This window comes from Mycobacterium intermedium (assembly GCF_002086275.1).
Classification (GTDB): domain Bacteria; phylum Actinomycetota; class Actinomycetes; order Mycobacteriales; family Mycobacteriaceae; genus Mycobacterium; species Mycobacterium intermedium.
The window spans coordinates 46621-69214 of the sequence record NZ_MVHT01000011.1 but is presented as its reverse complement, the minus strand read 5'-3'; the positions used below and the strand labels follow the sequence as shown (position 1 = coordinate 69214).

Genomic DNA, 22594 nt, shown 5'->3' with positions numbered 1-22594 from the left:
GGCTTCGGTCGACCTAGTCAATCATTCGCCGGTGCTCGCAACGGCCGGCGCGTTAGGCCGGCAGCGGAACCAGCAGGCTGCCGCCCAGCGCGTGTCCGAGCACGCTGAGCAGACCCGCGCCGGCCGCGATCGGACCCACTCCCCAGCCCGGCATGTTCAGGTAGCCGCCGGCAAAGTCATCGGGCGGGTGGAAACTGAGATGCGGACCCAAGCCGTTGAGCATGGAACCGCCGGTGCCGTAGAACTCCGGGCCGCTGGCACCGGTGACCACTTCCCCTGGACTGAACAATCCGCCGAAGGTGTAGGTAAGGCCCTCCAGGTGTTCTTTGCCCAGGGATCCGGAGTAGACCCACGGGTCGAACACCGGCGCCAGCGCGTCCAGATTGAGGGTGGCGCCGTTGAAGAACCCGTCGACAACGTTGGCGGGGGTGTTGATCAGGCCATAAAGGGCGCCCGTCGGGTTGCCGCCGGTGATGTCCGCAAAGACCGAGCCCGCGCTGTTCCACAACGCCACGGCCGGGCTGATCAAGGGGGACACCGCACCGATGAGCACACCGCTGGCCGGCGACGACGCGAAATTGACCAGAGCCGTCGCGAGACCGGAACCCGTCGAGAAATCTCCGAGGCCGACGAACCCCTGGTACAGCTGCAGGTGCACGTCCGGGACGTCAACAATTTCGGGAGGTTCCACGCTTCCGTTGACCGCCTGCGTGTTGCCACCAAGTGTGTGGTGCGCGACGGACCACCCGAGTTGCTCGTCGGCGCCCAACAGGAACACCGACTGCGCCGCGTTGCGCAGATTGCCGACGAATGCCGCGGGATTGGTCGCCAGTTGGTTGAGCCCGGTGGACACGCCACTGACCAGCGTGTTGAGGCCGGCCGGGACGGCGCCGAACGACGCTTGAGCGTTCTTGGCCGTGGTGTTGAAGACTTGAGCCCACCGGGTGAGCGGATCGACGCTGGTAGCAGCCGCGGCATTAACGGCCTCGGCGCTCGCGTAGGCCCCGGCGCTGGAGTTCAGCAGGTTGACGAACCGCGAATGAAACGCCTGGGCTTGGCCATTCACTGTCTGAAATTCTCGGCCGAAGTTTGCGAACAGGGCGGCGATCGCGAGGGACACCTCGTCTTGGGCGGCGGTCGCGATCGCCGTTGTGGGGCCCGAAACCGCGGCCGAGGCCTCGGCCAGTGACGTGCCGATGGCCGCCAATTGCGTCGTCGCGCCCTGCACCAACTCCGTTGTGGCGATCACGAACGACACTTCGACCCCTCCGCCCTTCGTCAGATCCTCTTGCGAGTGATTCGCATGTATCTAACCTGGATGCGCGGCCGCCGATAGTCAATGAAGAATGCGAACCGATTCTGTGCGCTTTACCGCGAGACACGACGGGCAGGGCGCCGGCACCAGCCCGGCATCAGATCAGCTGGCCGCCCAATGCCTGCCCGAGGATGCTGAGCAGACCGGCGGTGGCACCGATCGGACCGACCGGTATCGCGGGAATTGCGATACTGCCGCCGGCGAAGTCGTCGGGCGGGAAGAAGCTCAGGTGCATCCCCAAGGCGTTGAGGGCGGACCCGCCCACGCCGTAGTACATGTCGCCGCTGGCGCCGTCGACCACCTGGCCCGGGCTGAACAACCCACCGAACGCGACGCTCAGGCCCGTCAGCTGCTCGGCTCCGCCCGAGCCTTCGACAACGAACGGGTTGAAGACGGGCGCCAGCGCATCGATGTTCAGGGTGGCGCCGTTGAAGAACGCGTCAACGACGTTGGCGGGGATGTTGATCAGGTGGCCCAGAGCTCCCGTCGCGTTGCCGCCGGTGATGTCGGCGAAAACGCTCCCCGCGCTGTTCCACAGCGCCACGGCGGGGCTGATGACGGGGCCCACGGCACCGAGGGCCACCCCGCTGAACGGCGACGATGCCAAGTTCAGAATGGTTGACAGCAACAGGCCGTCGGGACCGGTCGGGATGTAGCCGTCGCCGAGCAGGCCGGTGTACACCTCGCCGTGCGCGTCGTTTACCGGAACCACCGTCGGATCGGGAGGTACGGCGAGCGGGTTGGTCGCGGTCGTGACCCCGCCCAGCGTGTGCCGTATGACGGCCGCCGTGACATCCTCGGGCGCTCCGACCAGGAACACGGACTGCGCCGCGGTCTGCAGGTTGCCGAAGAACGCCGCGGGGTTGGTCGCAAGTTGGGTGAATCCGGTGGAGACGCCGTTGACCAGGGTGCTCAGTCCGGCCCGGGAGGCGCCGACAACCGTTTGGGCGTTTTCGGCCGTGTTGGCAACGACCTGTCGCCACGTGTCGATCGGGTCGACTCCGAGCAGAGTCCGTTGCGCGGCGGTCTCGGCGCTCCCGTACGCTCCGGCGCTCGCGTTCAGCAAGTTGACGAACTGTGCGTGAAATGCCTGCGCGTGGGCGCTGACAGTTTGAAATTCCCGGCCGAAGTCGCCGAAAAATGAAGCAATCGCAACGGATATCTCGTCTTGGGCGGCGGCCGCGATCCCGGTGGTGGGACTTGAAACGTGTACCGCGGCGTCGGCCAGCAACGAGCGAAGGCCCGCCAGATCCTGGGCCGCACCCTGCAGCAAGTGTGGTGCTGCGCTGACGAACGACATATCCACCGCTCTCGGTTTCGTGCTGATCCCAGGCTTCCGGTCAAGCTCGGTACAAGCGACATTAATGGAGGCCGGTGTTGCACATCGTTTGCAGGTAGTAACTTGCATACGTAGCCGCTCTTTGTCAACCACTGGGGATGCGTCAGGCTGGCATGGCGTGCTGAGGGTCAGCCCACGATGGGAGGGGTGCGGGGATGGTGTTCGCAGTGACTGGGACACCCAAGCCTGGGACCGAACCTGGTTACGTCGAGCCGACCAACTCGTCCGCAGCCGATCGACGCGCCAACGAGGTGATTGCGCAGTGGGTCGCCCGACGCCCCCAGGCCGTCGCGCTCCGCATGGTCGAGGCGAGCGGAACGGACGTCTGGACGTACCGCAGGCTGTGGGACCGGGTCTCGCAGATCCGCGACGGCGCCTTCGCCGACCTGCCCGTCGGCTCGCGAGTCGTCATGGCCCAGGCCGGCGATGCCGATTACGTGGCTGGGTTCATCGCCGCACTGGATGCCGGACTCGTCCCGGTTCCGCTCTATCTGCCCGCCGCCGGTGCGCCAGAGCGGTTTCTGCAACGGGCGCAACACATTTTGCGCGACTGTGACCCGTCGGCGGTGTACACCAGCTCCGACCTCGTCGAGGCGCTTGGCCGCGATTCCCTGCTGGACGGCTTGGTGCTGCGGACACCGGACTCCGCGGCAGGCGCCGCGCGGCCGCCCGCGTTGACCGACGCCCCACAGGTCGCGTTCCTGCAGTATTCCTCTGGCTCGACGGGAGAGCCGAAGGGGATCATCAACACTCACGAGTCGATGCTGCATCAACTCGCCATCGCGATGGCGCTGTGGAACCGACCCGACGACATACACACGGTCAGCTGGCTCCCCCTGTACCACGACTTGGGCATTTTCTGGGGAACACTGCTGGCCCTGGGCACGGGTGGAAGCGCGACCCTCATCCCGCCGACCGAGTTCGTGCGCCACCCGCGCATCTGGCTGGAAACGGTCGGTCAGGTCCGCGGAAACTGGATCGCCGGACCGGATTTCGGTTATCGGCTGTGCATCGACGCCTTCGACGACGCGGCGCTCGAATCCCTCGACCTGTCCTGTCTGCGGCTGGCCGTCAGCGGCGCAGAGCCCGTCCGCCCCTCCACGCTGCGCGACTTTGTCGAGAAGTTTCGCTCCGCTGGTCTGAGCGACGACGTCATGGCACCGCAGTACGGGCTCGCCGAGGCTGGGCTGGCCGTGTCCGGAACGCGTAACCCGCGCCCCTGGGTGCAAACGAACTTCGATGCCGAACAACTCAACCGCGGTCGCGCGGTCGCGATTGATCAGCCGGCGCCCGGTCAGCGCACGCGCACGCTGGTGAGTTGCGGCAACAGCACTTTCGGTTGGGACGTGCGCATCGTCGATCCGGAGCGGCGCATCATCGTGCCCGACGGGCATGTTGGCGAAATCTGGGTCGGCGGTACGGGGTTGCCACGAGGATACTGGCGCCGGCCCCGGGAGACGGCCGAAACATTCGGCGCCACAACGGCCGACGGGGCGGGGCCCTACCTGCGGACCGGCGACGCCGGGTTCCGGAGCAACGGCGAGCTGTACATCTGCGGACGCTATCGCGACCTGATCATCGTCGGGGGCGGCAACTACTTCCCGAACGACATCGAGACGACCGTCGAAGAGGCGCGCTGCGGGGTGGACAGCGGTGGAGCGTGTGCCGTGCAGCCCGACGGATCCCACGAGTGGTGGCTGGTCTTGGAAGCCGCCGACGTCAGCGCCGCCCGCGAAGATCTCGACGACATCAGTCGGGTGCTGCGGCGCAGAATTCTCGCTGCGCATCACATCGCACCAGAACGCATCGTGTGGTTGCGCCCCCGGGCGCTGCCCAGGACGACGTCCGGAAAGATTCGGCGCCGCAAGACACTCGAGCTGCTCAACGCCGGCGCATTCGATGTCGTCCACGAGGTGTCCATCCGGCCGGCGCCGTCCGGAACCGACCGGCCGCCGAACGAGTTGGCGGGATACGTTGCGCGCTTGCTCGGTGTGCATGTTCACGAACTCGGCAGTGGCACCGATCTCACCGAACTGGGGCTGACGTCCATGATGACCACGCAGGTGGTCGAATGGGCGGCCGCCGGGGGCCGGCAGCTGGACTTCGCGGCCTTGTATGCGGAACCGACACTGCGCAATTGGCAGCGGCTCTTCGACACTGCCCCATCCCTCCCCGCACGTGACACCACCTTGCCCGGAGCCGCATCCGACATACCGACGACAGCGCTGCAACGTGCGTACTGGATCGGTCGCGGCGCGGAACAACCACTCGGCGGAGTGGGCTGTCAGACCTATTTCGAACTCAGTGGCGCCACCATCGACCCCTACCGGCTCGACACCGCCCTCGGCGCGCTGGCGCGGCGACACCCGATGCTGCGCAGCATGTTTCCCGATGCGACGCGAGGCCGCGTCATGCCGCAGAACATTCACGCACCCTTGCAGATCCACGACCTGACCGCGGCTACTGATGCCGCCCGGCGCCGACGCCTCGACGAGGTGCGGAACAGGTTGCGCACGCACCGATTCGGCATCGAGAGTGGAGACACCTGGCGGGTCGAACTGACCCTGCTGCCCGACGGCTGCATCCTGCATTTCGCGTTTGATCTCATCATCGCCGACTTGACCAGCATCGGGATCTTTCTGCGGGAGTTGGCGGCGTTGTATCGCGGCGAGGACTTGCCCGCGCTGTCCGCGACCGTTCCCGTGCCCGTGCCGGCCATGCAACTACCGCCGAGCGCCGCCGTCGAACGCCTCCCCGAAGGCCCACAACTGCCCCGGTCCGAGGAACGCGAAACCGCGTTTCGCCGTCGGCAACACGCGTTGTGCGCCAAGGTGACAGCGGGCCTGGACGATGGGTGCCGGGCACACGGGGTCACTCGGGCGGCGGTGTTCTTGGCCGCATATGCCCTGGTGCTCCGGCATTGGAGCAGCACCGACGACTTCCTGATCAACGTCACTACCTTTGGTCGTCCGCCCGGCGTTGCGGACGTGATCGGTGACTTCACCAAGACCCATCTCTACCGGGCCGGTGCCGACGAGCTGACCGGCTTCGCGACCCAGGCACGCATCGCGCAACGGGGCCTGCGTACCGCGCTGACCGCACCCGAGACCGCCGAACTCCTGGCAGCGCAGTTGAAGTGCGGCACCGGACACAGTGGAATCGCGCCGGTCGTCTTCACCTACGCGGCGGACACGGCCGTCCTGTCGCAACGTGACGCGGACACGCTCGGTTGCGTCGGCGAAGTGTGCTCAATGACCCCGCAGGTGATCATCGACAACCAGGTCGGCGCCCATGGCGACGAGCTGGTCGTGTCGTGGGACTACCGTGCGGGCTGCTTCCCGCCCGGTGTCGTCGAGGACATGTTCGGCACTTATGTCAGGCTGCTCGAGGGTCTGGCTGCCCACGACTGGTCTACGCCCCCGGAAATCGACCTGCCGCCCCATTCACGACTGGTCCGCCAACAACGCAACGCCACCACCGCGCCCAGACCGACGGGGTTGCTTTACGACGCATTCCGGGAACAGGCGCGGCTCGATCCCACCCGGGTCGCGTTGCGTTGGCGGGCCGACGAGTTCGACGCCGATGCCTACGGCGACCCGATTGCGGGCGCCCACGCCCAGCTGTCCTATGGGGCACTCGACGAATATGCGCGCAGTGTCGCCGCGGCGCTGGCGAACCGGCATGCCCCAGGCTCCATCATCGGCATCCAACTGTCCAAGGGGCCGGCCCAGATCGTCGCCGTACTCGGGGCATTGATGGCCGGGTGCAGCTACCTGCCGGTCGGCACGGACCAGCCGCTAGACCGCCTTGCGCGCATCTGCTCCGGGTCTGGAATGTCGGGGCTGATCCGGTCAAAGCGCTTGGAAATCGGCGACGTTGACGGCCCGGCGTTGCACGACATCGAAACGCTGATCCGGCGCGCTCCGGGAGACCCGGTTCGTGCGCGCCCGGGCGACACCGCCTACGTGATCTACACGTCTGGCTCCACCGGAGAACCCAAGGGCGTGCTGGTTTCCCATGCGGCGGCGTTGAACACCATCGTGGACGTGAACCGCCGCAACAAGATTGGCAGCCGGGATACGCTGCTGGCGTTGTCGGCGCTGGACTTCGACCTCAGTGTCTACGACATCTTCGGCCCGCTCAGCTGCGGCGCCAGCGTGGTGACGATATCGGAGCAGTCGCGCCGCGACGCATTCCGCTGGAATACGTTGATCAACGAATATGCGGTCAGCGTTTGGAATTCCGTGCCGGCGTTGATGGACATGTTGTTGATCGCCGCGGGGGAGCGCGCCAACGCGCTGCCGAGTTTGCGGACGGTGCTCCTGTCCGGCGACTGGATCCCGCTGGACATGCCGAGGCGGCTACACCATGCCGCACCGGGCGCGCGCCTGGTCGCGATGGGTGGTGCCACCGAGGCCGCGATTTGGTCCAACGAGTTCGTGGTGACCGACGTCGCCCCCGACTGGGTGTCGATTCCCTACGGATACCCGTTGTCCAACCAGGCGTTTCGGGTCGTGGACGAACTGGGCCGGGATCGACCCGACTATGTCGCGGGTGAACTGTGGATCGGGGGAGCCGGTGTCGCCGACGGGTATCAGAACGCCCCGGACCTGACCGACGAGCGATTCGTGGTCGACGAGACGGGCGAACGCTGGTACCGCACCGGTGATCTCGGCTGTTACTGGCACGACGGGACCCTGCAATTCCTCGGCCGGCGCGATGCACAGGTCAAGATCGGAGGTCACCGCGTCGAGTGCGGTGAGATCGAGCACGTGCTGCGCGACCATCCCCGGGTACTCGCCGCGACCGTGGTGCCGATTCACGCCAACACGGCGCTCGGCGCGGTGGTTGTCGTCCGCGATGGCGCTGGGGAAGGCGCCGCCGCCGCCGACGAGTTGCGGGCCTATCTCGCAGATCGGTTGCCGCAGTATATGATCCCGAAATCGTGGGTATGCCGCGACGAACTGCCGCTCACCGCAAACGGCAAGGTCGATCGACGCTGGGCCGCCATGGAGGTGGAGACCTTCGCGCGGGCGTCGGCGGGCGGACAACCAGCCGAGACCGGCACCGGACTGAGCGCGGTGGAACAGTTGGTCGCCGACGTCTGGTCCGAGGCGCTCGGCACCCCGATCACGCGACGAGAAGACAACTTCTTCGCCCACGGCGGTGACAGTTTGCGCGCGACGCAGGTGGTCGCGGAGCTCAACCGCAGGGGAGTGCGCGGGGCAGCGGTCGGCCACCTGTTGCGGCGGCAAACGCTGGGCGAGTTCAGCTCTTGCTGCATAATCGGTCGACTTCTGTCTGATCCTCCCTGTCGCAGCGCCGACGCCGGCCGGGCGGAAGCGGGCTTTGCGCTGACCCGTCTCCAGCAGGCCTATGTACTGGGCAGCGCGGGGTTGAACGGACGTGTCCGTGCGCCAACCTATTTCGCCATTGTGCTGGGGGTGAAGGTCCCCGAGGCCGGCATCGATGTCGACCGCTTCGCGACCGCGGTCGGTCGATGTGTCGACGAGTTCGCGATGCTGCGTTGCGCATTGGGGTCCGACACCGACCAGCGCGTGCATCCCGATGCCGCCCACGTGGCGGTACACGTCGTCGAGGCGTGCGACCCGGATGGTTTGCTGCAACGCATGGCCGGCGCGGCGTTCGATCCGCGGGCCGTTCCGGCCATCCAGTGCTTCACCCCGTCCGGCCCGTCTCAGTATGTCGGGCTGCTGATCAACTACCTGAGCCTCGACGCCCGCAGCCTCGCCACCGTCATCGCGACAATCGTCGCCGACTACCAGGGGTCCCCCCGGCCGCGTCAAGTCGACCCCACCGCAGAGGTTTTCGTGCGGTTCGTCACGGAAACTGCGGAAAGTCAAGACAGCGGCCAGAATTCGAGCCTCGATGCCGGCGCGCCGCCCGTGCTGCCGCTGCGCCCCCAGCGCCCCGACGGCAAGGCCCGAGTCGGTTTCGCCCGATCGAGTTTCACGCTGGATCCCCACGCCTTCGCCGACCTGCGGGACCGCGCCGCACAGCTGCGGGTCACCCCCACCGCACTGATCTTCGAGGCCTTCACCGACGCGCTGCACTCCATGGGCGCGGGCGAGCGGTTCGCGATCGTCGTACCCACATCGCACCGGCCGGACTATGCCCCCGCCGACCGTGAAGTGCTGGGCAATTTCACCCGACTGGCGTTGTGCGACACCGACTACCGTGCCGCACGGCCGGGTTCACCCGCGGCCGTCGCCGCGGCGCAAGAGCAACTGTGGGCTGCGGTCGGCGTCGACAGCGATGCCACCGGGCGGCTCGCCGCGCTGACGGCGGCCGGTTCCACCGAATACCCCGTCGTGTTCACCAGCACACTGGGTCTTGTCCCGGCTGGGGATGCCGGATTGTCGAGTATCCGAACGCTGACCCAGACTCCCGGCGTCATGCTGGACTGTCAGGTCGAGGACGACATGGGCGGCGCCAGGATCAGCTGGGACACCGCCATCGGCATCATTGCCGACGAATCACTGGCCGCCGCGTTCGCGCACTTCGAGCGCGCGGTCCGCCGCCATGCGGGGCGGGGCAACGAGGTAGACCAGGTTGTCGCGCCCGTCGCACAAACCGGGGACTGGGCCAGCGCAGTGATTGCCGCGGCGGCAAGTCTCTGCACCGCCGAGCGGGTCCGCCCCGAATATGCGGAGCTGGTGCGACTTTGGCGGCAGCTGCCGGAAGCCCCTGCAATGGAACCCACCACGGCCCGGGCGGCACGGCGGTTGGCCGACATCGTCACCGGCGCGGCCTCGCCGCAGACCCTGGTCGGCGACCCACAACTGTCTCCCGAGGTGATGCTGCTCGCCGACGAGCGGCTGCACTGGGCGCTGGACGACCTCAGCGAGCGGGTCTTCGGACATGCGCGACAGCTCGGCCGGCGGCTTCGCGTCGTCGAAATCGGCTCTCGGACCGGGCTGATCACGGAACGGCTCGCCGAGATGTTTGGCGCGGTCGTCGACGAGTACCTGTGCTTCGAGCCGAACCCCGTGCTGGCCGAGATCGCCGCGGGAAGGCATATTGCCACCACCACCCGGCATATCCCGACACCGGAACAGATCGCCGCCACCGCAGTGGATGTGGTGATCTGCTGTGGCTCGCTGCATCAGCTTCCCGACCCGCGGTCGGTGCTCGGTGCGCTCACCGTGGCCGACGGCGGCTGGCTGTGGGTGGCCGAGGTCTGCGGGGTGACCTCGGCGACGTTGGCCAGCGCGGCCATAGTCAACCCGGGCCTGGTATCGACGAATTCATTGCCCACCGCGGACCAGTGGTGGCGGTTTATCGCGGATCAGCGTTGGCAGCCGGCGCAGATGACGCAGGATGGCCCCGGCGTGACCATCATCGCCTACCGGCAACCGCGTTCCGCGCGACCGCAAACGACGCGGCGCGCCGATACCGCGCAACCACTGCCCGCCCCGGCGTCGGCGCCCGCGGCCGACCCGTCGGTGCTCGCCACGATCGCCGAGATTTGGCAACGGCACCTGAATGACCGAACACCCACCGCGACCGACGACTTCTTCCTGCTCGGCGGCGACAGCATCGTGGCGACCCGGGTCTATGCCGACCTACGTGCCGCCGGCTTCGGGCATTTGGCCCTCGTCGACCTGTTCAACTACCCGGTGCTGGGTGAGCTCGCCGCGCATGCCGGGGCACCCACGGCACCGGAGCCCGCGCAGGCCGCGCTGCCGAGCCGGCCGAGTGGCAGCACCGAGTTTCCGCTCACCAATGTCCAACAGGCTTATCTGGCCGGCCGGGTCGGCGGCTTTCTGCTCAGCGGCGTTGCGGCACACTGCTATTTCGAGTTCGAGGCCACGGATTTCGACCGGTCGAGGTTCGAGACGGCCGCACGGCAACTCATCATGCACCACCCCGGATTGCGCACCACGGTGACCACTGAGATCGGCACCCGGCCAGCCCGCTTCACCGCCGTCGTGCACCCCGCGCCGCTCGAGCCCGTCGTGCACGAATATGACGACGTGCGCGCTCGACTGCGCGATCAGGTCATCGACCTCACCACGCGGCCCGGAATCGACTTCGGGATTCAGGCCGAAGACCGGCGCACCATCGTCGGGATCAGCATGGACAACATCATGCTGGACGGCACCAGCATGATGATCGCCCTCGCCCACCTCGACCATCTCTATCGGGGTGGAAGCGTCGATGACTTGCCGTCATTGCAGACAACTTTCGCGGACTATGTGAACAGCCATCCGGAATTGTGGCCGGATGCCGACGAGTCGGCGCTGCCCCAGCTGGCGGCGGGCCGCGCCTACTGGCGCACCCGCCTGTCGTCGTTGCCGCCGGCGCCGGAGCTGGTTTCGCTGCAGGAAATCCTCGACATCGACAAGCCGGTGTTCGAGCGGGTGGAAGCGGTTGTCGCCAAGGCCGATTGGGAAAGAATCACCCGGACCTGCCGGAGCGAACGAGTCACTCCCTCCGCGTTCCTGCTGGCCAACTATGCGCGAACACTGGCACAGTGGGCCGGGACGGCCCACTTCTGCGTGAACGTCACCCTGTTCGACCGGGATCCCGGTGTGCCCGGGATCGACGACGTCATCGGCGATTTCACCTCACTGCTGCTGCTGGAGTGCCGTGTCGAGGCGACCGCGTCGATCTGGGAGCAGGCCCGTCGAGTGCAGCGACAGCTACTCACCGACCTGCCCCACCGCTCGTCGGACGCGGTCTGGCTGCAGCGTGAACTCCTGCGCCACCATGGCCGGCCGGCGAACGCCGTGTTCCCGGTGGTCTTCACCAGTGGACTCGGACTGGTTGACAACTCCCGGTGGCCGTCGTTCGATCTCGGCGCGCTCGTATACGGCATTTCGCAAACGCCGCAGACGCTGCTGGACTTCCAGATGTGGGAGCGGGACGGATCGCTGGCCTTGTCGTGGGACTTTGTCACGCAGGCGATTTCACCGGAGATCGCCCGGCGGAACCTCGACAAGCTGGTCGACGCCATGGTCGCGGCACCGTCGGAGCAGGCCGGAACGGACGACGAGCTCACCCAGCGTGTCATGGCGATCTGCGCCGCGGCCCTCGGCCTGGCGCGGGTGGCGAAGTCCGACAACTTCTTTCAACTCGGCGGTGACTCGGTGTCCGCGACCAGCGTGGTGGAGCGATTGAGCCGCGAAGTTTCGGACGCGGCCACGTTGCGACTGCTGTTCGAGAACCCCGTGATCGGGGACTTCAGCGAAAAGCTGGCACAGCTGCGCGCCGCCGACGGTGCGGACTTTGAAGAGGGTGTGTTGTGAGCGCCGCGACGCTGATCGACCAGGTGCGCCGCCTCGGCGTGCAACTCTGGGTCGACGGTGAGAACCTGCGCTTCCGGGCGCCGCAGGGCGTCTTGGGCCCCGATCTCAAAGCGGCGCTGTCGGCGGCCAAAGCGGACGTCATCGCGGAGCTGACGCGCGAAACTCAAGTGCTGCGGGCGCCGCAGGATAGGTTCGAGCCCTTTCCGCTCACCGCCGTCCAGGCGGCGTATTCGGTCGGACGCACATCGGCGTTTCGCTGGGGCGGTGTCGGTTGTCACGGGTATGCGGAGTTCGCCGTCGACCACAGCGTGACGAAACCGTCCGCCGCCCAGTACCGCGCGGCGTGGTCCAAGGTCGTCGACGCGCATGACATGTTGCGCTGTGTCGTAGATCCTGACGGCTACCAGATCATCCGGACCGATCTCGACGATGGCCTGTCGGTCCTCGAAAGTGCCGACAGCGAACAGATTTCACGCGACCGCGCCCGGATCACGGAGGAACTGAAAAACCGCGTCTATCCGCTGGGCGAAGGCCCGATGTATGACATCGTGGTGACCATCGGTCCGGACGACGCCTTGGTACACGTGTCGGTCGACCTGCTGATCGCCGACTTCGTCAGCATCTTCATCGTGATGACCGACTTCGGGCAGGCGCTGTTGGACCCGGAATACGTACCTCCGGCACCGGAATTCAGCTTTCGCGAATACCTGCTCAACCTAACTCGCCAGCGCAACTCGGTGGCCGGTTCCCGACGTCGGCAACGCGACCTGGACTATTGGCAGGGTCGGCTCGAGGAGTTGCCGCCCCCGATAGCGTTGCCGCTGCTGCCTGAGTGTCGCGGGCGCGACGCCGGCTCGGCGGACGTCGCACCGACCTTCTCGCGGAGGTCGATGCGGTTGGCAGCCAGCCGGTTCGCGGCCTTCAGCAACCGCGCGACCGAGCGCGGCGCCACCGCCAGCGTGGCGATCGCAACGGCATTCAGCTGCGTCCTGGGCCGCTACGGTGACCGTGACCATTTTCTGTTGACGCTGACAACCATGTCCCGACATCCCTTCGTTCCGGACGTCGATCGACTGGTCGGGGACTTCACCGGAACCAGCGTCCTCGAAGTGGATGTACGCGGGCAGCGCCGGTTCGCCGAACTCCTGGGCGTGATCGGCCGGCGCCTCTTCGAGGACATGGACCATGCCGGCGTAGACGGCATCGAGGTGGCGCGCATGCTGGCGCAACACGCCGAACACCGTGGCGAGCACTCACCGGTGGTGCTGACGTCGACGCTCGGCTTCGACGTCCAAAGCGCACCCTTCCTGCGTCCGGTACCTGGGCGGGGACTGAGTCAAACCCCGCAGGTGCTGTTGGACTGCCAGGTGTTCGAGATCGACGGTGTCTGCGAGATCAACTGGGACACCCGCGACGGAGCCATCAGCGACGAGGTACTCGACCGCGCATTCGCCGACTTCCGCGATGCCGTGGAGAAGCTCAGCTCCGACCCACTGGCATGGGACCGACCTCTGCTCGCCGTGTCGGCTCCACAACGCACCCCGGTACCGCCCAACGGCGCTTTGCTTCATTCCGGGTTCTTACAACAGGCCGCGCGGACGCCGGATGCGGTGGCGATCCGGCACGGTGAGTGGTCGGTAACCTACGGTGGGCTGCTCGCCGCCGCCCATGCGGTAGCAGCGGAATTGTCCGCCGCCGGTGCCGGTGTTGGCGACTACATCGGAATTCGCCTGCCGGCGGGGCCAAGTCAGGTCGCGGCGATCCTGGGCACCGTGCTCGCCGGGGCGGCGTACGTGCCGCTCGATGTGGCGTGGCCGTACCACCGGGTCGCGCAGATCACCCAGCAATGCTCGCTGACCGCCTTGTTCGAGCCCGGTGGACGGGTCGATGAATTGCTCGCCGACCCGGCGACCTGGCTACCGGGCAGCACCACGATTGCGGTGCCATCGCCGGCGCCGGACAACACCGCCTATGTGATCTTCACGTCGGGGTCTACCGGAACGCCCAAGGGCGTCATGGTGAGTCACCGCGCCGCCTGGAACACCATCGACGACGTCAACGATCGGCTGGACATTCGGGCAACCGACTCCGTACTCGCCGTCTCGCAACACACGTTCGATCTGTCGGTGTACAACATCTTCGGGCTCCTGGCCGTCGGCGGCACCATCGTGTTCGCGGCGGGAACGGCGCGCAACGACCCGCGGGCATGGGCCGACTCCATCGCGAAACATGGCGTGACGGTGTGGAATTCCGTGCCCGCACAGATGCAACTACTGCTTGAGCACGTCGGAGATCGCGAAACGCTGCCAAGTCTGCGGCGAATCATGCTGTCGGGCGACTGGATTCCGGTGTCCCAACCCAAACAGATCGCGTCGTTGGCGCCGCGGGCCGCCATGCTCAGCCTCGGCGGCGCGACCGAGGCCGCCATCTGGTCGATCTGTCATCCGCTGGAGGCACGCCGATACGAGCGCAGCGTCCCGTACGGGACCGCGATGCGCAACCAAAGCGTGCACGTTCTGACCCACCGCGGGGAGCCCGCGGCGCCCTGGCAGATCGGTGAAATACACATCGGCGGGGTGGGTCTCGCGCAGGGGTATCTCGGTGATCCCGATCGCACCGCCGCTGCGTTCATCGACCATCCGGTCAGTGGCGAGCGACTTTACCGCACCGGCGATTTCGGTCGATACACCGACGATGGTGTGATCGAGTTGCTCGGCCGGCGTGACAACCAGGTCAAGATCCGCGGTCACCGCATCGAACTGGCCGAAGTCGATTCGGCACTGTGCCGGATCCCCGGGGTACGGACCGCGATGAGCGCCGCCATCGGGCAGGCGCCGCACGACCGGATCATCGCGGCCGCGGTCGTCCCGGACATCGCGGACGACACCGAGCGATCCGAACGCCGTTGCAGCTCCGAAGCGGTCCGGCGCAGCCTCGGCAAAGCGCACCAGCACCAGACCGCGGACCTCGACGGCGAAAAGCTGCTGCGCTTCGCCGCAGCCGCCCGATCGGTTGCGCTGGAAAGCATGTGCGCGGCCCTGGGTACCGTGGCACGCCCGGGCGAACCGATCACCGTAGACGAACTGGGCCAACGCCTTTCGCTGCCCGGCCGGCTCCACCGACTGCTGCGCCGCTGGCTCGACGCGCTCGTCGACGCGGGCCTGGTCACAATGAGGCCGGGTTCCCGGCTTGAACTGACCGAACATCGAGAACTTTCAGACTGCGCCGCCCAGTGGCAGCGGGTGCGCGAACTCGGTGCCGCCGTCGACTACGGTGACGACCTGTTGGCCTACGTGGGCGAATGCATCGAGAACCTGCCCGGCTTGCTGGCCGGTGCCGTCGACCCACTCGGGCTGCTGTTCCGCGAGGGAACGGTCGGCACCGCGACCGCCGCCTACCGCGACAACCTGATCAGTCGATATACCAACCGGCTGGTGGTGTCCGGTGTCGCCGCTCGCGCGAGCCGGGCCACGGCCCGACGACCCCTGCGGGTCTTGGAGGTCGGCGCCGGTGTCGGCGGCACCAGTGCGGACCTCGTCACCGCGCTTGCGCCCTACCACGTGCGGTACACGTTCACCGACGTGTCGAACTTCTTCCTGCTCCGGGCCAGCCAAATGTTCGCCGACCACGACTTCATCGACTACCGAATGTTCGACATCAATCGTTCACCCGCGGAGCAAGGCTTCTGCCCGCAATCCTTCGACGTCATCGTCTGCGCAAACGTGCTGCACAACGCGGTCAACATCGACGACACACTCATCATGCTGGACCGACTACTGACGCCCGGCGGATCCCTCGTCTGCATCGACGCCACCGGCGTCAACCACCCACTGATGATTTCGATGGAATTCAAAGAGGGTCTGCACGGATTCACCGATGCGCGCGCCGGGACCAACGCGGCGTTTCTTTCCCACGCGCAATGGCTTGGCGCCCTGCAGCGTTCGCCGTTCGGCGAGGTGTGCAGCTTTCCGCCGCCGGAGCACCCGCTGGGGTGGCTTGGCCAGCACGTGTTCTGGTGTGACTCCGCGTCTACCGCGCATTCGTTGCGGTCGACCGAGGTGATCGAACGCGCGGGGCAGCTATTGCCGAATTACATGGTTCCGCAACAGCTCATCTGCCTGCCCGCGTTGCCGCTGACGGCCAACGGGAAGGTCGATCGAGCGGCGGTCACGACCGAACTCGAATCGCTGCGGTCTGCGGCCCGGGCCGACGGCGAGGCCGGCGCGGGTGCGGCCGGGTGGCAGGGACATCTGGACACCATGCAGTCCCGCATCGCCGACATCTGGGCGTCGGTGCTCGGGCTGCCATCCAGCGAATCCTTCTCACCCGCATCGGACTTCTTCGCCCTCGGCGGCGACTCGCTGCTCATGGCCCAGGCGATCGGCCGGATCCGCCGCGAAATTCCTGAAGCCTCCGGCCTGGCCTGGGATGATCTGCTACGCGCGATGGTCTCCAATCCCAGCCTGGGCGCGGCCGCCGAGGCAGTGCGCGGCGGCACGGAGTCCCGGCCGAGCAACTCCGGCCACGACGGCTCGCCGCTGGTGTACCTCGGTGCGGGCCAAGGCTTTACCCCCGGCACCGAGATCGCGGTGTGCGTGCACGACGGTAGCGGGGGACTGGCGCCCTATGCGCAGTTGGTGCCGCAGCTGCTCGGGATGGGCGATCAGGTGCCCGACCTGTATGGGCTGCAGCGGATTCCGGGCGACGGCTACGCCGAGGTCGAACCCGCGCGGCTGTTCACCACACTGGCCGCGCGCTACAGCGCGCCGATTGTGGCCTTGGCACCCACCAAGGTTCATCTGTTTGGTTACTGCATGGGCGGGCTGCTGGCAGCCGAGATCGCGAAGTGTCTGGAAGAGTCCGGCATTGACGTCGGCACGGTGACCGTGGCCAGCTCGTACCGGGTCCCGATGGACGTCGAAGACGACGACATCCTCGACTACTGTTTCGCCCAAATCCTGCAGGTACCACCGGAAGCCCTCGGCCTGCAGGTTGACGACGACGCCATCCGCGGCGCCTTCACGCGCGCCAGGGCCCGGTACGGCGACGTGATACCGGCCGGCGCGTTGCGCGGCGAGGCCGAACCGGTGCTCGCGGCGTGCCTCGAGCGCAGCGCGGAACCCGGGGCGCCACGCCTGCGGTTGCTGGCCGAATCGGGCGTTTTGGGCGAGTCGTGGGATGTCGAATCCCTCACCGAACTGCGGTCGATCTTCGTGCACAGCCTGCGGGCGGTGGTGCATGGCGCGGCCGAGCCGTTCCTGGGTGACATTCACTTCCTGCGACAACGGGGCGACATCCATTTCCTGCCAACGCTGCAGGAAGACATGACCGCATTCTGGTCCGACTACTGCCTGGGCGAGTTGACGGTCAGCACCATCGACGGCAACCACTTCGATTGTCTGACCGGTGAAAACGCGGAAGCCGTCGCCAAGCTGCTCGTGCACTCTTGGGTCAGCGGTACGTGACCGGCGTGCTGCTGCTCGGCGGTACCGGAGCGGTCGGACGCGGCTGCTTCGACGTCTTGACGCGTCTGCGCGGCATGTCCGTCGTGCTGGCCGGCCGCGACGAGGCACGGCTTCGCGAGGTGGCCCCGGGTGCCGACGTCGCCCGAATCGACATCACCGATGCGGCGGCCGTTACCGCCGTGGCGACACAATGCGACGTCGTCGTCAACTGCGCCGGACCGTCAACAACATTCAGCGCGCAGGTCGCCGAAGCCGCCGTCGCCGCGGGGGTGCCCTACGTCGACCCAGGCGGTGACCAAGCGCTGATGGACCGGCTCACGGCGACCGGTGCGGGTGTTCCCGTCGTGCTGCAGGCGGGTGTGCAGCCCGGTCTCTCCGGACTGCTGCTGCGTCTGCTCGCATTACGCGCAACCGGCGCGATCGAGGACGTCACCGCGTGGTGTGGCGGATTGCAGGAACTCACGCCCGCCTCGGTGCTCGAGTATCTCGCCAGTCTGCACGACACCCAGAGCCACCCGGGAGCCGTGTTGCGGGACGGCGTGATTCGGCGCGCCACTCCCGACGAATGCGAGCCGGCGCCGGCGTCGTGCTTTCCGGACTCCGTCACCGCACGCCCCCACCTCGACGCCGAGACCGTTGCGGTGGCGGCACATCTCGGCATTGGCAATGTCTGCTGGATGAACGTGTTCGACGGCGCCCACAGCACCCGGGCGATGCAGCGGATGGCGATCGATGACGAACGATCGCCCGATCTGGAGGCGGTACGGTCGGCGGCCAAACTGGATCTGTTTGGCCGCCAGCCCTATTTCGCGATCGTCGCGCGCGCTCACGACGGCGTTGGCTCGACGACGGCCGCGTTCAGCTGTCCGGACAGCTACCGTGTCACCGGGGCGGTGGCGGCCTTCGCGGCCACGCGGGCCGCGGACCTGCCGGCCGAGGTCCACCCATTCTGGAGCATCGATGAGCCGCCGCGCGCGCTCGAGTTCGTGACCGAAGCGATTCCCCAAGCGACGCTATCGTGTTGCCGCGATTCTGCATTGCCGATCGAAGAGGGTGCCCTGTGACGGCGCGGCCGCGGGCGATAGTCGTCGGAGCGACCTTCGGGGCGGTCTACGCCGAAGCACTGGCGGCACCTCGTTCGCCGGTCGAGTTGGTCGGCCTGGTCTCCACCGGGTCCGCGGCGTCGGCCGAGCTCGCGGATCGACTGGGTGTGCCGCTGTATACCCGCCTGGACAGCCTGCCGAGCATCGACATCGCATTCGTGGTGGTCCGCTCGGGCGTGGTCGGCGGCGATGGGGTCCAGATCAGCGAGCAGTTGCTGGCGCGGGGCATTCACGTCATGCAGGAGCAACCGGTACATGCCGACGAAATCCTGTCCCTGCTGCGCGTCGCCAAGAAAAATGCGGTTTTCTACGATGTCAACGACTTCTACAGCCGCGTCGCACCGGTACGGCAATTGATCAGGGCCGCAAAGGCTCTCGACAAACGATCGCGGATTCGCTACGTCCATGCGCGGTCGGCGATCCATGTCGCGTACCCGCTGTTCACCATCCTCAGCAAGGTCGTCGGCCCGCTGACACCGGCCCGGATCACCGTGCCGCACCCAACGGACGACGGCCCCTTCGCCGCCGGTCGGCTCGTCCTCGGCGACGTGACCGTCGATCTGCTCATCCAGAACGAACTCTGCGCCAGCAACCCGGACAGTCAGCTGCGGTTGCTGCACACCATCACCGTGGGGTGCGATGCCGGTGAACTGGTCCTGGCCCATACCCACGGTTCGACGCGGTGGCATCGGCGTCCCCGCGCGGAAGCAGCCAGCGAGGATGTGCCGATTGCCGAGCTCGTCGGCACCTGCTTCGAACCGACCGCGGCCGAGGTGCGAAACACACTGTGGCCCGAGGCCATTCGCCGTGCGGCGACGGACTTCGTCGAATCGACCGACCGTTCCCGCTCGCCGATGTCACAGCGATTCGTCCGCGCGGCGCGACTCTGGTCGGACTTCACCTCGGCGCTAGGCCCCGCACAGCCGATCGAGTACGAGACGCCAATCCCGTTGTCGGCCGCGGACTTGACCAACGAGTCACAAGGCACGTTCTCGGACGATCCGGGCCAGATCGAGGCCGTGAATTCGGCGCACAACGGATAGTTGGGCCAACGCGGCAGCAAGGAGAATGGCGCCCGCCACCACCACGGGTGTCGTCGGCCGCATGTCGAGCCGAAGGTGGTAGCCGAGGCTGTGATACGTGGACAGCAGACGATCCGCGAGCACCACACCGCCCACCACCCCAAACGGAATCGCAAGCAACGCGAGGCCGACGTTTTCGGCGGCGATCAACCGGGACAGCATGCCGGCGCCCATGCCTTGGGCATGTAATGCACCCAACTCACCGATCCGTTCGGACATGTTGGCCGACAACGCGTTATACAAGAGGGCGGCCGCCATCACGGTGGCGAAAACGAGCATGATGCCGACCAGGGTGTCGTAGAGGCTGAAAGCCTTCCGCATGGTCGCCGCCAGCGATGTCGTGGACCGATACGCCACCACTCCCGGTAGCGCAGCGATCCGGTCGCCGGCCGCGCGCTCCTCGGTGCCGGGTCTGAACTTGATCAGCACACCGTTGACCGGCAGCGCATCCGCTTGTGCCCGCAGCTGGGCCAACGAGATGTACACGACCGGCGAGAACGGTTCGTCGACGAATCCGGCGACCCGCTCGCTGAACCGGAGCCCCGATTGCGGCAGCACGATATCGATGTGGTCTCCCAACGAGGTGGACAGCAATTCGCGCAAACCCACCCCGAGTAGGACCCCATCGCCGGTGAGCCGGTCTTCGCCCGAATCCCCTGGAAACGTGTGTAACTGGGTTTGCGGTGCCAGCCCGACCAGTTGGGTTTCGTATCGATGGTCACCGGAATAGACGCTGACTCCGTAAGCGCTGTAGGCCTCGGCCGCTTCAACATTGGGATCCGCGCGCAGCTTGTCCAGCACCGCATCGGACGGGCCGGACAGCACGGCCTCCCCGTCTTGTCGGGCGATCTGTCCGAATTGCCGATGCACCGTGCCGGGAAGGGTGTCGCGCATACCCGCGAAGACCATCACCAAAATGATGGACACCGCCACCCCCACCACCGTGAACAACGTGCGCCGACGGTTCCGCGGGATGGCCCGCAACACCATCCGCCAACGCGACGGGACGCGGCTCAGCGCGGGCACCAGCCGCTCGATCAGGCTGCGGCGACCGCGATCCACCGGCGGGGCGACCCGCATCGCCTCGGCGGGCTGCATGCGTGCCGCCGCATTGGCCGGCGCCACCGCGGCCAACAGCGCGACGGCGACGGCGGCGAGCGCGGCGATCACGTAGGTGAGCGGGTGAATCGTGGTGAGCCGCATGGGCAGCGCGATGGCCGTCGTAAACCTGGTGGTGATCCATTCGCTGAGGAAGTAGCCGCCGAACAGACCGGGCGCAGTCCCCAACACGGCACAGGCGATCCCGTAGCCCAGGTAGTGCCTGCGCACCGCGGCCGCCGAAAGTCCATTGGCGACCAGGGTTCCGATCACCGCTCGCTGTGCCGCGACGACTCGGGACAGCAGCACATAGGTGCCCAGCACGACGGCCGCAAGGAACAGCCACGGCAACAGCCCGGCGAGGCTGCGGAACTGCATGACGTCGTCCCGCAGCGTGTGAAACGACGCCTGGTCTTCGCGAGGCACGAACTGCAGCCCGGCCTTGCGGGCCAGCTCGCCGGCCGCCGCTGTCAGGGCGTCCGCCGCCGAACGGTCCTGCGCGTAAACCACGATCTGTTCGGTCGCGTTGGGTAGCGCACGCTGCAATTCGTCGCCGGGCAGGAACACCACGCCGAAGTCTTCGGGCGTGGTGAGAACCTCCTGCGCGGAGCGGGCGGGCCAAAGGTACTCCGGTGAGAGCGCGGTGCTGGCAACCGTAACCGGTTGCCAGCCTTGCCGTCCCAGCAGCTCGACGGTGTCTCCGGGGCCAAGGTGATAGTGGTCGGCCACATGCTGCTCGACCACCAGTTGCCCGGCGCCGGGCAGTGCGCCCGCGCGCAGGTCGAGCAACGACACCGTCGGTTGCCGGGAAGCGGGTACCCCGACGGCGCGGCCGTACAGCGCGTGTCCGTTCAGTCGGATGCCGACGTCGGCTTGATGGCGGGCTTCGACGAGCGGCCTGCCCGGCAGTGCGGCGGCGTCGTCGCGCAACGCGGCGGCCCCGAGTCCGGACAGGATCGCGTCGGGCAGCCGCTGGGCGGCGTAGGTCCGGTCGAAGGACTGGTCGAGATTTCGGTAGCTGTCCGTGGCGCCGATGAATACGGCCACGCCGATCGCGATGATCGCGGCGATCGCCAGGAAGCGCCACCGTTCCCCCCACACGTCACGACGCAATTTGCGTCGCAAAGTACGGCTCACCAGTCCAATTCCGATGCGTCCACCGGATTGTCGATCCGCTCTGCCTTGCTGATTGCGCCTGAGTGCAGCCACAGCACCCGATCCGCCATGCGCGCTATCTCGGAATTGTGTGTCACCAGAACGATCGTCTGAGAACCGTTGCGAGCCAGGTCACTCAACGCCGCCAAGACTTGTCGCCCGGTGGTCAGGTCGAGGCTTCCGGTGGGTTCATCGCAGAGCAACAGCGGCGGCGCCTTGACGATCGCACGGGCGATCGCCACGCGCTGCTGCTGCCCCCCGGAAAGTTGGGCGGGGAAGCGGTCCGCGACGTCAGCGATGCCCACTCGTTCCAGGGCGGCTCGACTGCGGGCTCGCGCATCGGGTCCGGTCAGCTCGGCCAGGAGTTCGACATTCTCGAGTGCCGTCAGCGTGGGCACCAGGTTGAAGAATTGAAAGACGAAACCGACATGTTCGCGGCGGTATTGAGTGCGTACCTTGCGGTCGAAGCGTCCGATGTTTTGACCGTCGACCTCGATCTCGCCGTCGGACGGCTGCTCGATGCCACCGATGATGTTGAGCAGCGTCGTCTTTCCCGATCCGGAGGGGCCGAGCAGCACGACGAATTCGCCGGCCGTGACTTCAAGGTCCACGTCGCGCAGGGCGACAACTCGGGTGGATCCGCTGCCGTACGTCTTGCCGACGTTGGCCAATCGCAGTGTGACCCTTGCGCCGTCCGTGCCCGCGACCATGTCCTCACTATTTCAGACCTCACCCGTCATACCCACCTTCTGGGTGACGCCAACA

At 67.0% G+C, this 22594-nt stretch carries 8 protein-coding genes; 4 read left to right on the top strand and 4 right to left on the bottom strand.

Going from position 1 to position 22594, the window contains the following annotated elements; genetic code table 11:
* Nucleotides 1-52: 52 nt before the first annotated feature.
* Nucleotides 53-1258, bottom strand: coding sequence for an outer membrane porin GjpA (gene gjpA, locus BST27_RS06520; RefSeq protein WP_069419522.1), 1206 nt, complete (start codon nucleotides 1256-1258; stop codon nucleotides 53-55).
* Between the two features lie 154 nt (nucleotides 1259-1412).
* Nucleotides 1413-2615 carry an outer membrane porin GjpA gene (gene gjpA / locus BST27_RS06515; protein ID WP_069419523.1) on the bottom strand — a complete coding sequence of 401 codons (1203 nt, stop codon included), beginning with the start codon at nucleotides 2613-2615 and terminating at the stop codon, nucleotides 1413-1415.
* A 206-nt stretch (nucleotides 2616-2821) separates the two neighbouring features.
* Between gjpA (BST27_RS06515) and BST27_RS06510 the strand changes: the two genes are divergently transcribed.
* The 4 genes from BST27_RS06510 to BST27_RS06495 are packed head-to-tail and all read left to right on the top strand — an operon-like array spanning nucleotide 2822 to nucleotide 19537.
* Nucleotides 2822-11926, top strand: a complete 9105-nt coding sequence (locus tag BST27_RS06510) for a non-ribosomal peptide synthetase (RefSeq protein ID WP_232007291.1) — start codon at nucleotides 2822-2824, stop codon at nucleotides 11924-11926.
* Entirely contained in the window at nucleotides 11923-17391 is a 5469-nt protein-coding gene (locus BST27_RS06505; protein ID WP_079219711.1) for a non-ribosomal peptide synthetase, read from the top strand. The genes BST27_RS06510 and BST27_RS06505 overlap by 4 nt, the downstream gene beginning before the upstream one ends.
* Nucleotides 17388-18455, top strand: coding sequence for a saccharopine dehydrogenase NADP-binding domain-containing protein (locus BST27_RS06500; protein WP_139805037.1), 1068 nt, complete (start codon nucleotides 17388-17390; stop codon nucleotides 18453-18455). Before BST27_RS06505 ends, BST27_RS06500 begins: the two co-directional genes overlap by 4 nt.
* Nucleotides 18452-19537 carry a Gfo/Idh/MocA family oxidoreductase gene (locus tag BST27_RS06495; protein ID WP_069419525.1) on the top strand — a complete coding sequence of 362 codons (1086 nt, stop codon included), beginning with the start codon at nucleotides 18452-18454 and terminating at the stop codon, nucleotides 19535-19537. Before BST27_RS06500 ends, BST27_RS06495 begins: the two co-directional genes overlap by 4 nt.
* On the opposite strand, the gene BST27_RS06490 is transcribed toward BST27_RS06495, so the two are convergent.
* Together BST27_RS06490 and BST27_RS06485 are read right to left on the bottom strand one after the other, a co-directional pair.
* Nucleotides 19472-21811, bottom strand: a complete 2340-nt coding sequence (locus tag BST27_RS06490; protein WP_069419526.1) for an FtsX-like permease family protein — start codon at nucleotides 21809-21811, stop codon at nucleotides 19472-19474. The two genes, BST27_RS06495 and BST27_RS06490, sit on opposite strands and share 66 nt — an antisense overlap.
* A complete protein-coding gene (locus BST27_RS06485) occupies nucleotides 21808-22539 on the bottom strand; it encodes an ABC transporter ATP-binding protein (protein WP_069419527.1) in 732 nt (243 codons plus the stop codon). Before BST27_RS06485 ends, BST27_RS06490 begins: the two co-directional genes overlap by 4 nt.
* Nucleotides 22540-22594 lie beyond the last annotated feature (55 nt).

Bases quoted from the DNA above. Each gene is read 5' to 3' on its own strand.
- gjpA (WP_069419523.1), bottom strand. From the start codon at position 2,615: ATGTCGTTCGTCAGCGCAGCACCACACTTGCTGCAGGGTGCGGCCCAG.
- BST27_RS06485 (WP_069419527.1), bottom strand. From the start codon at position 22,539: ATGGTCGCGGGCACGGACGGCGCAAGGGTCACACTGCGATTGGCCAAC.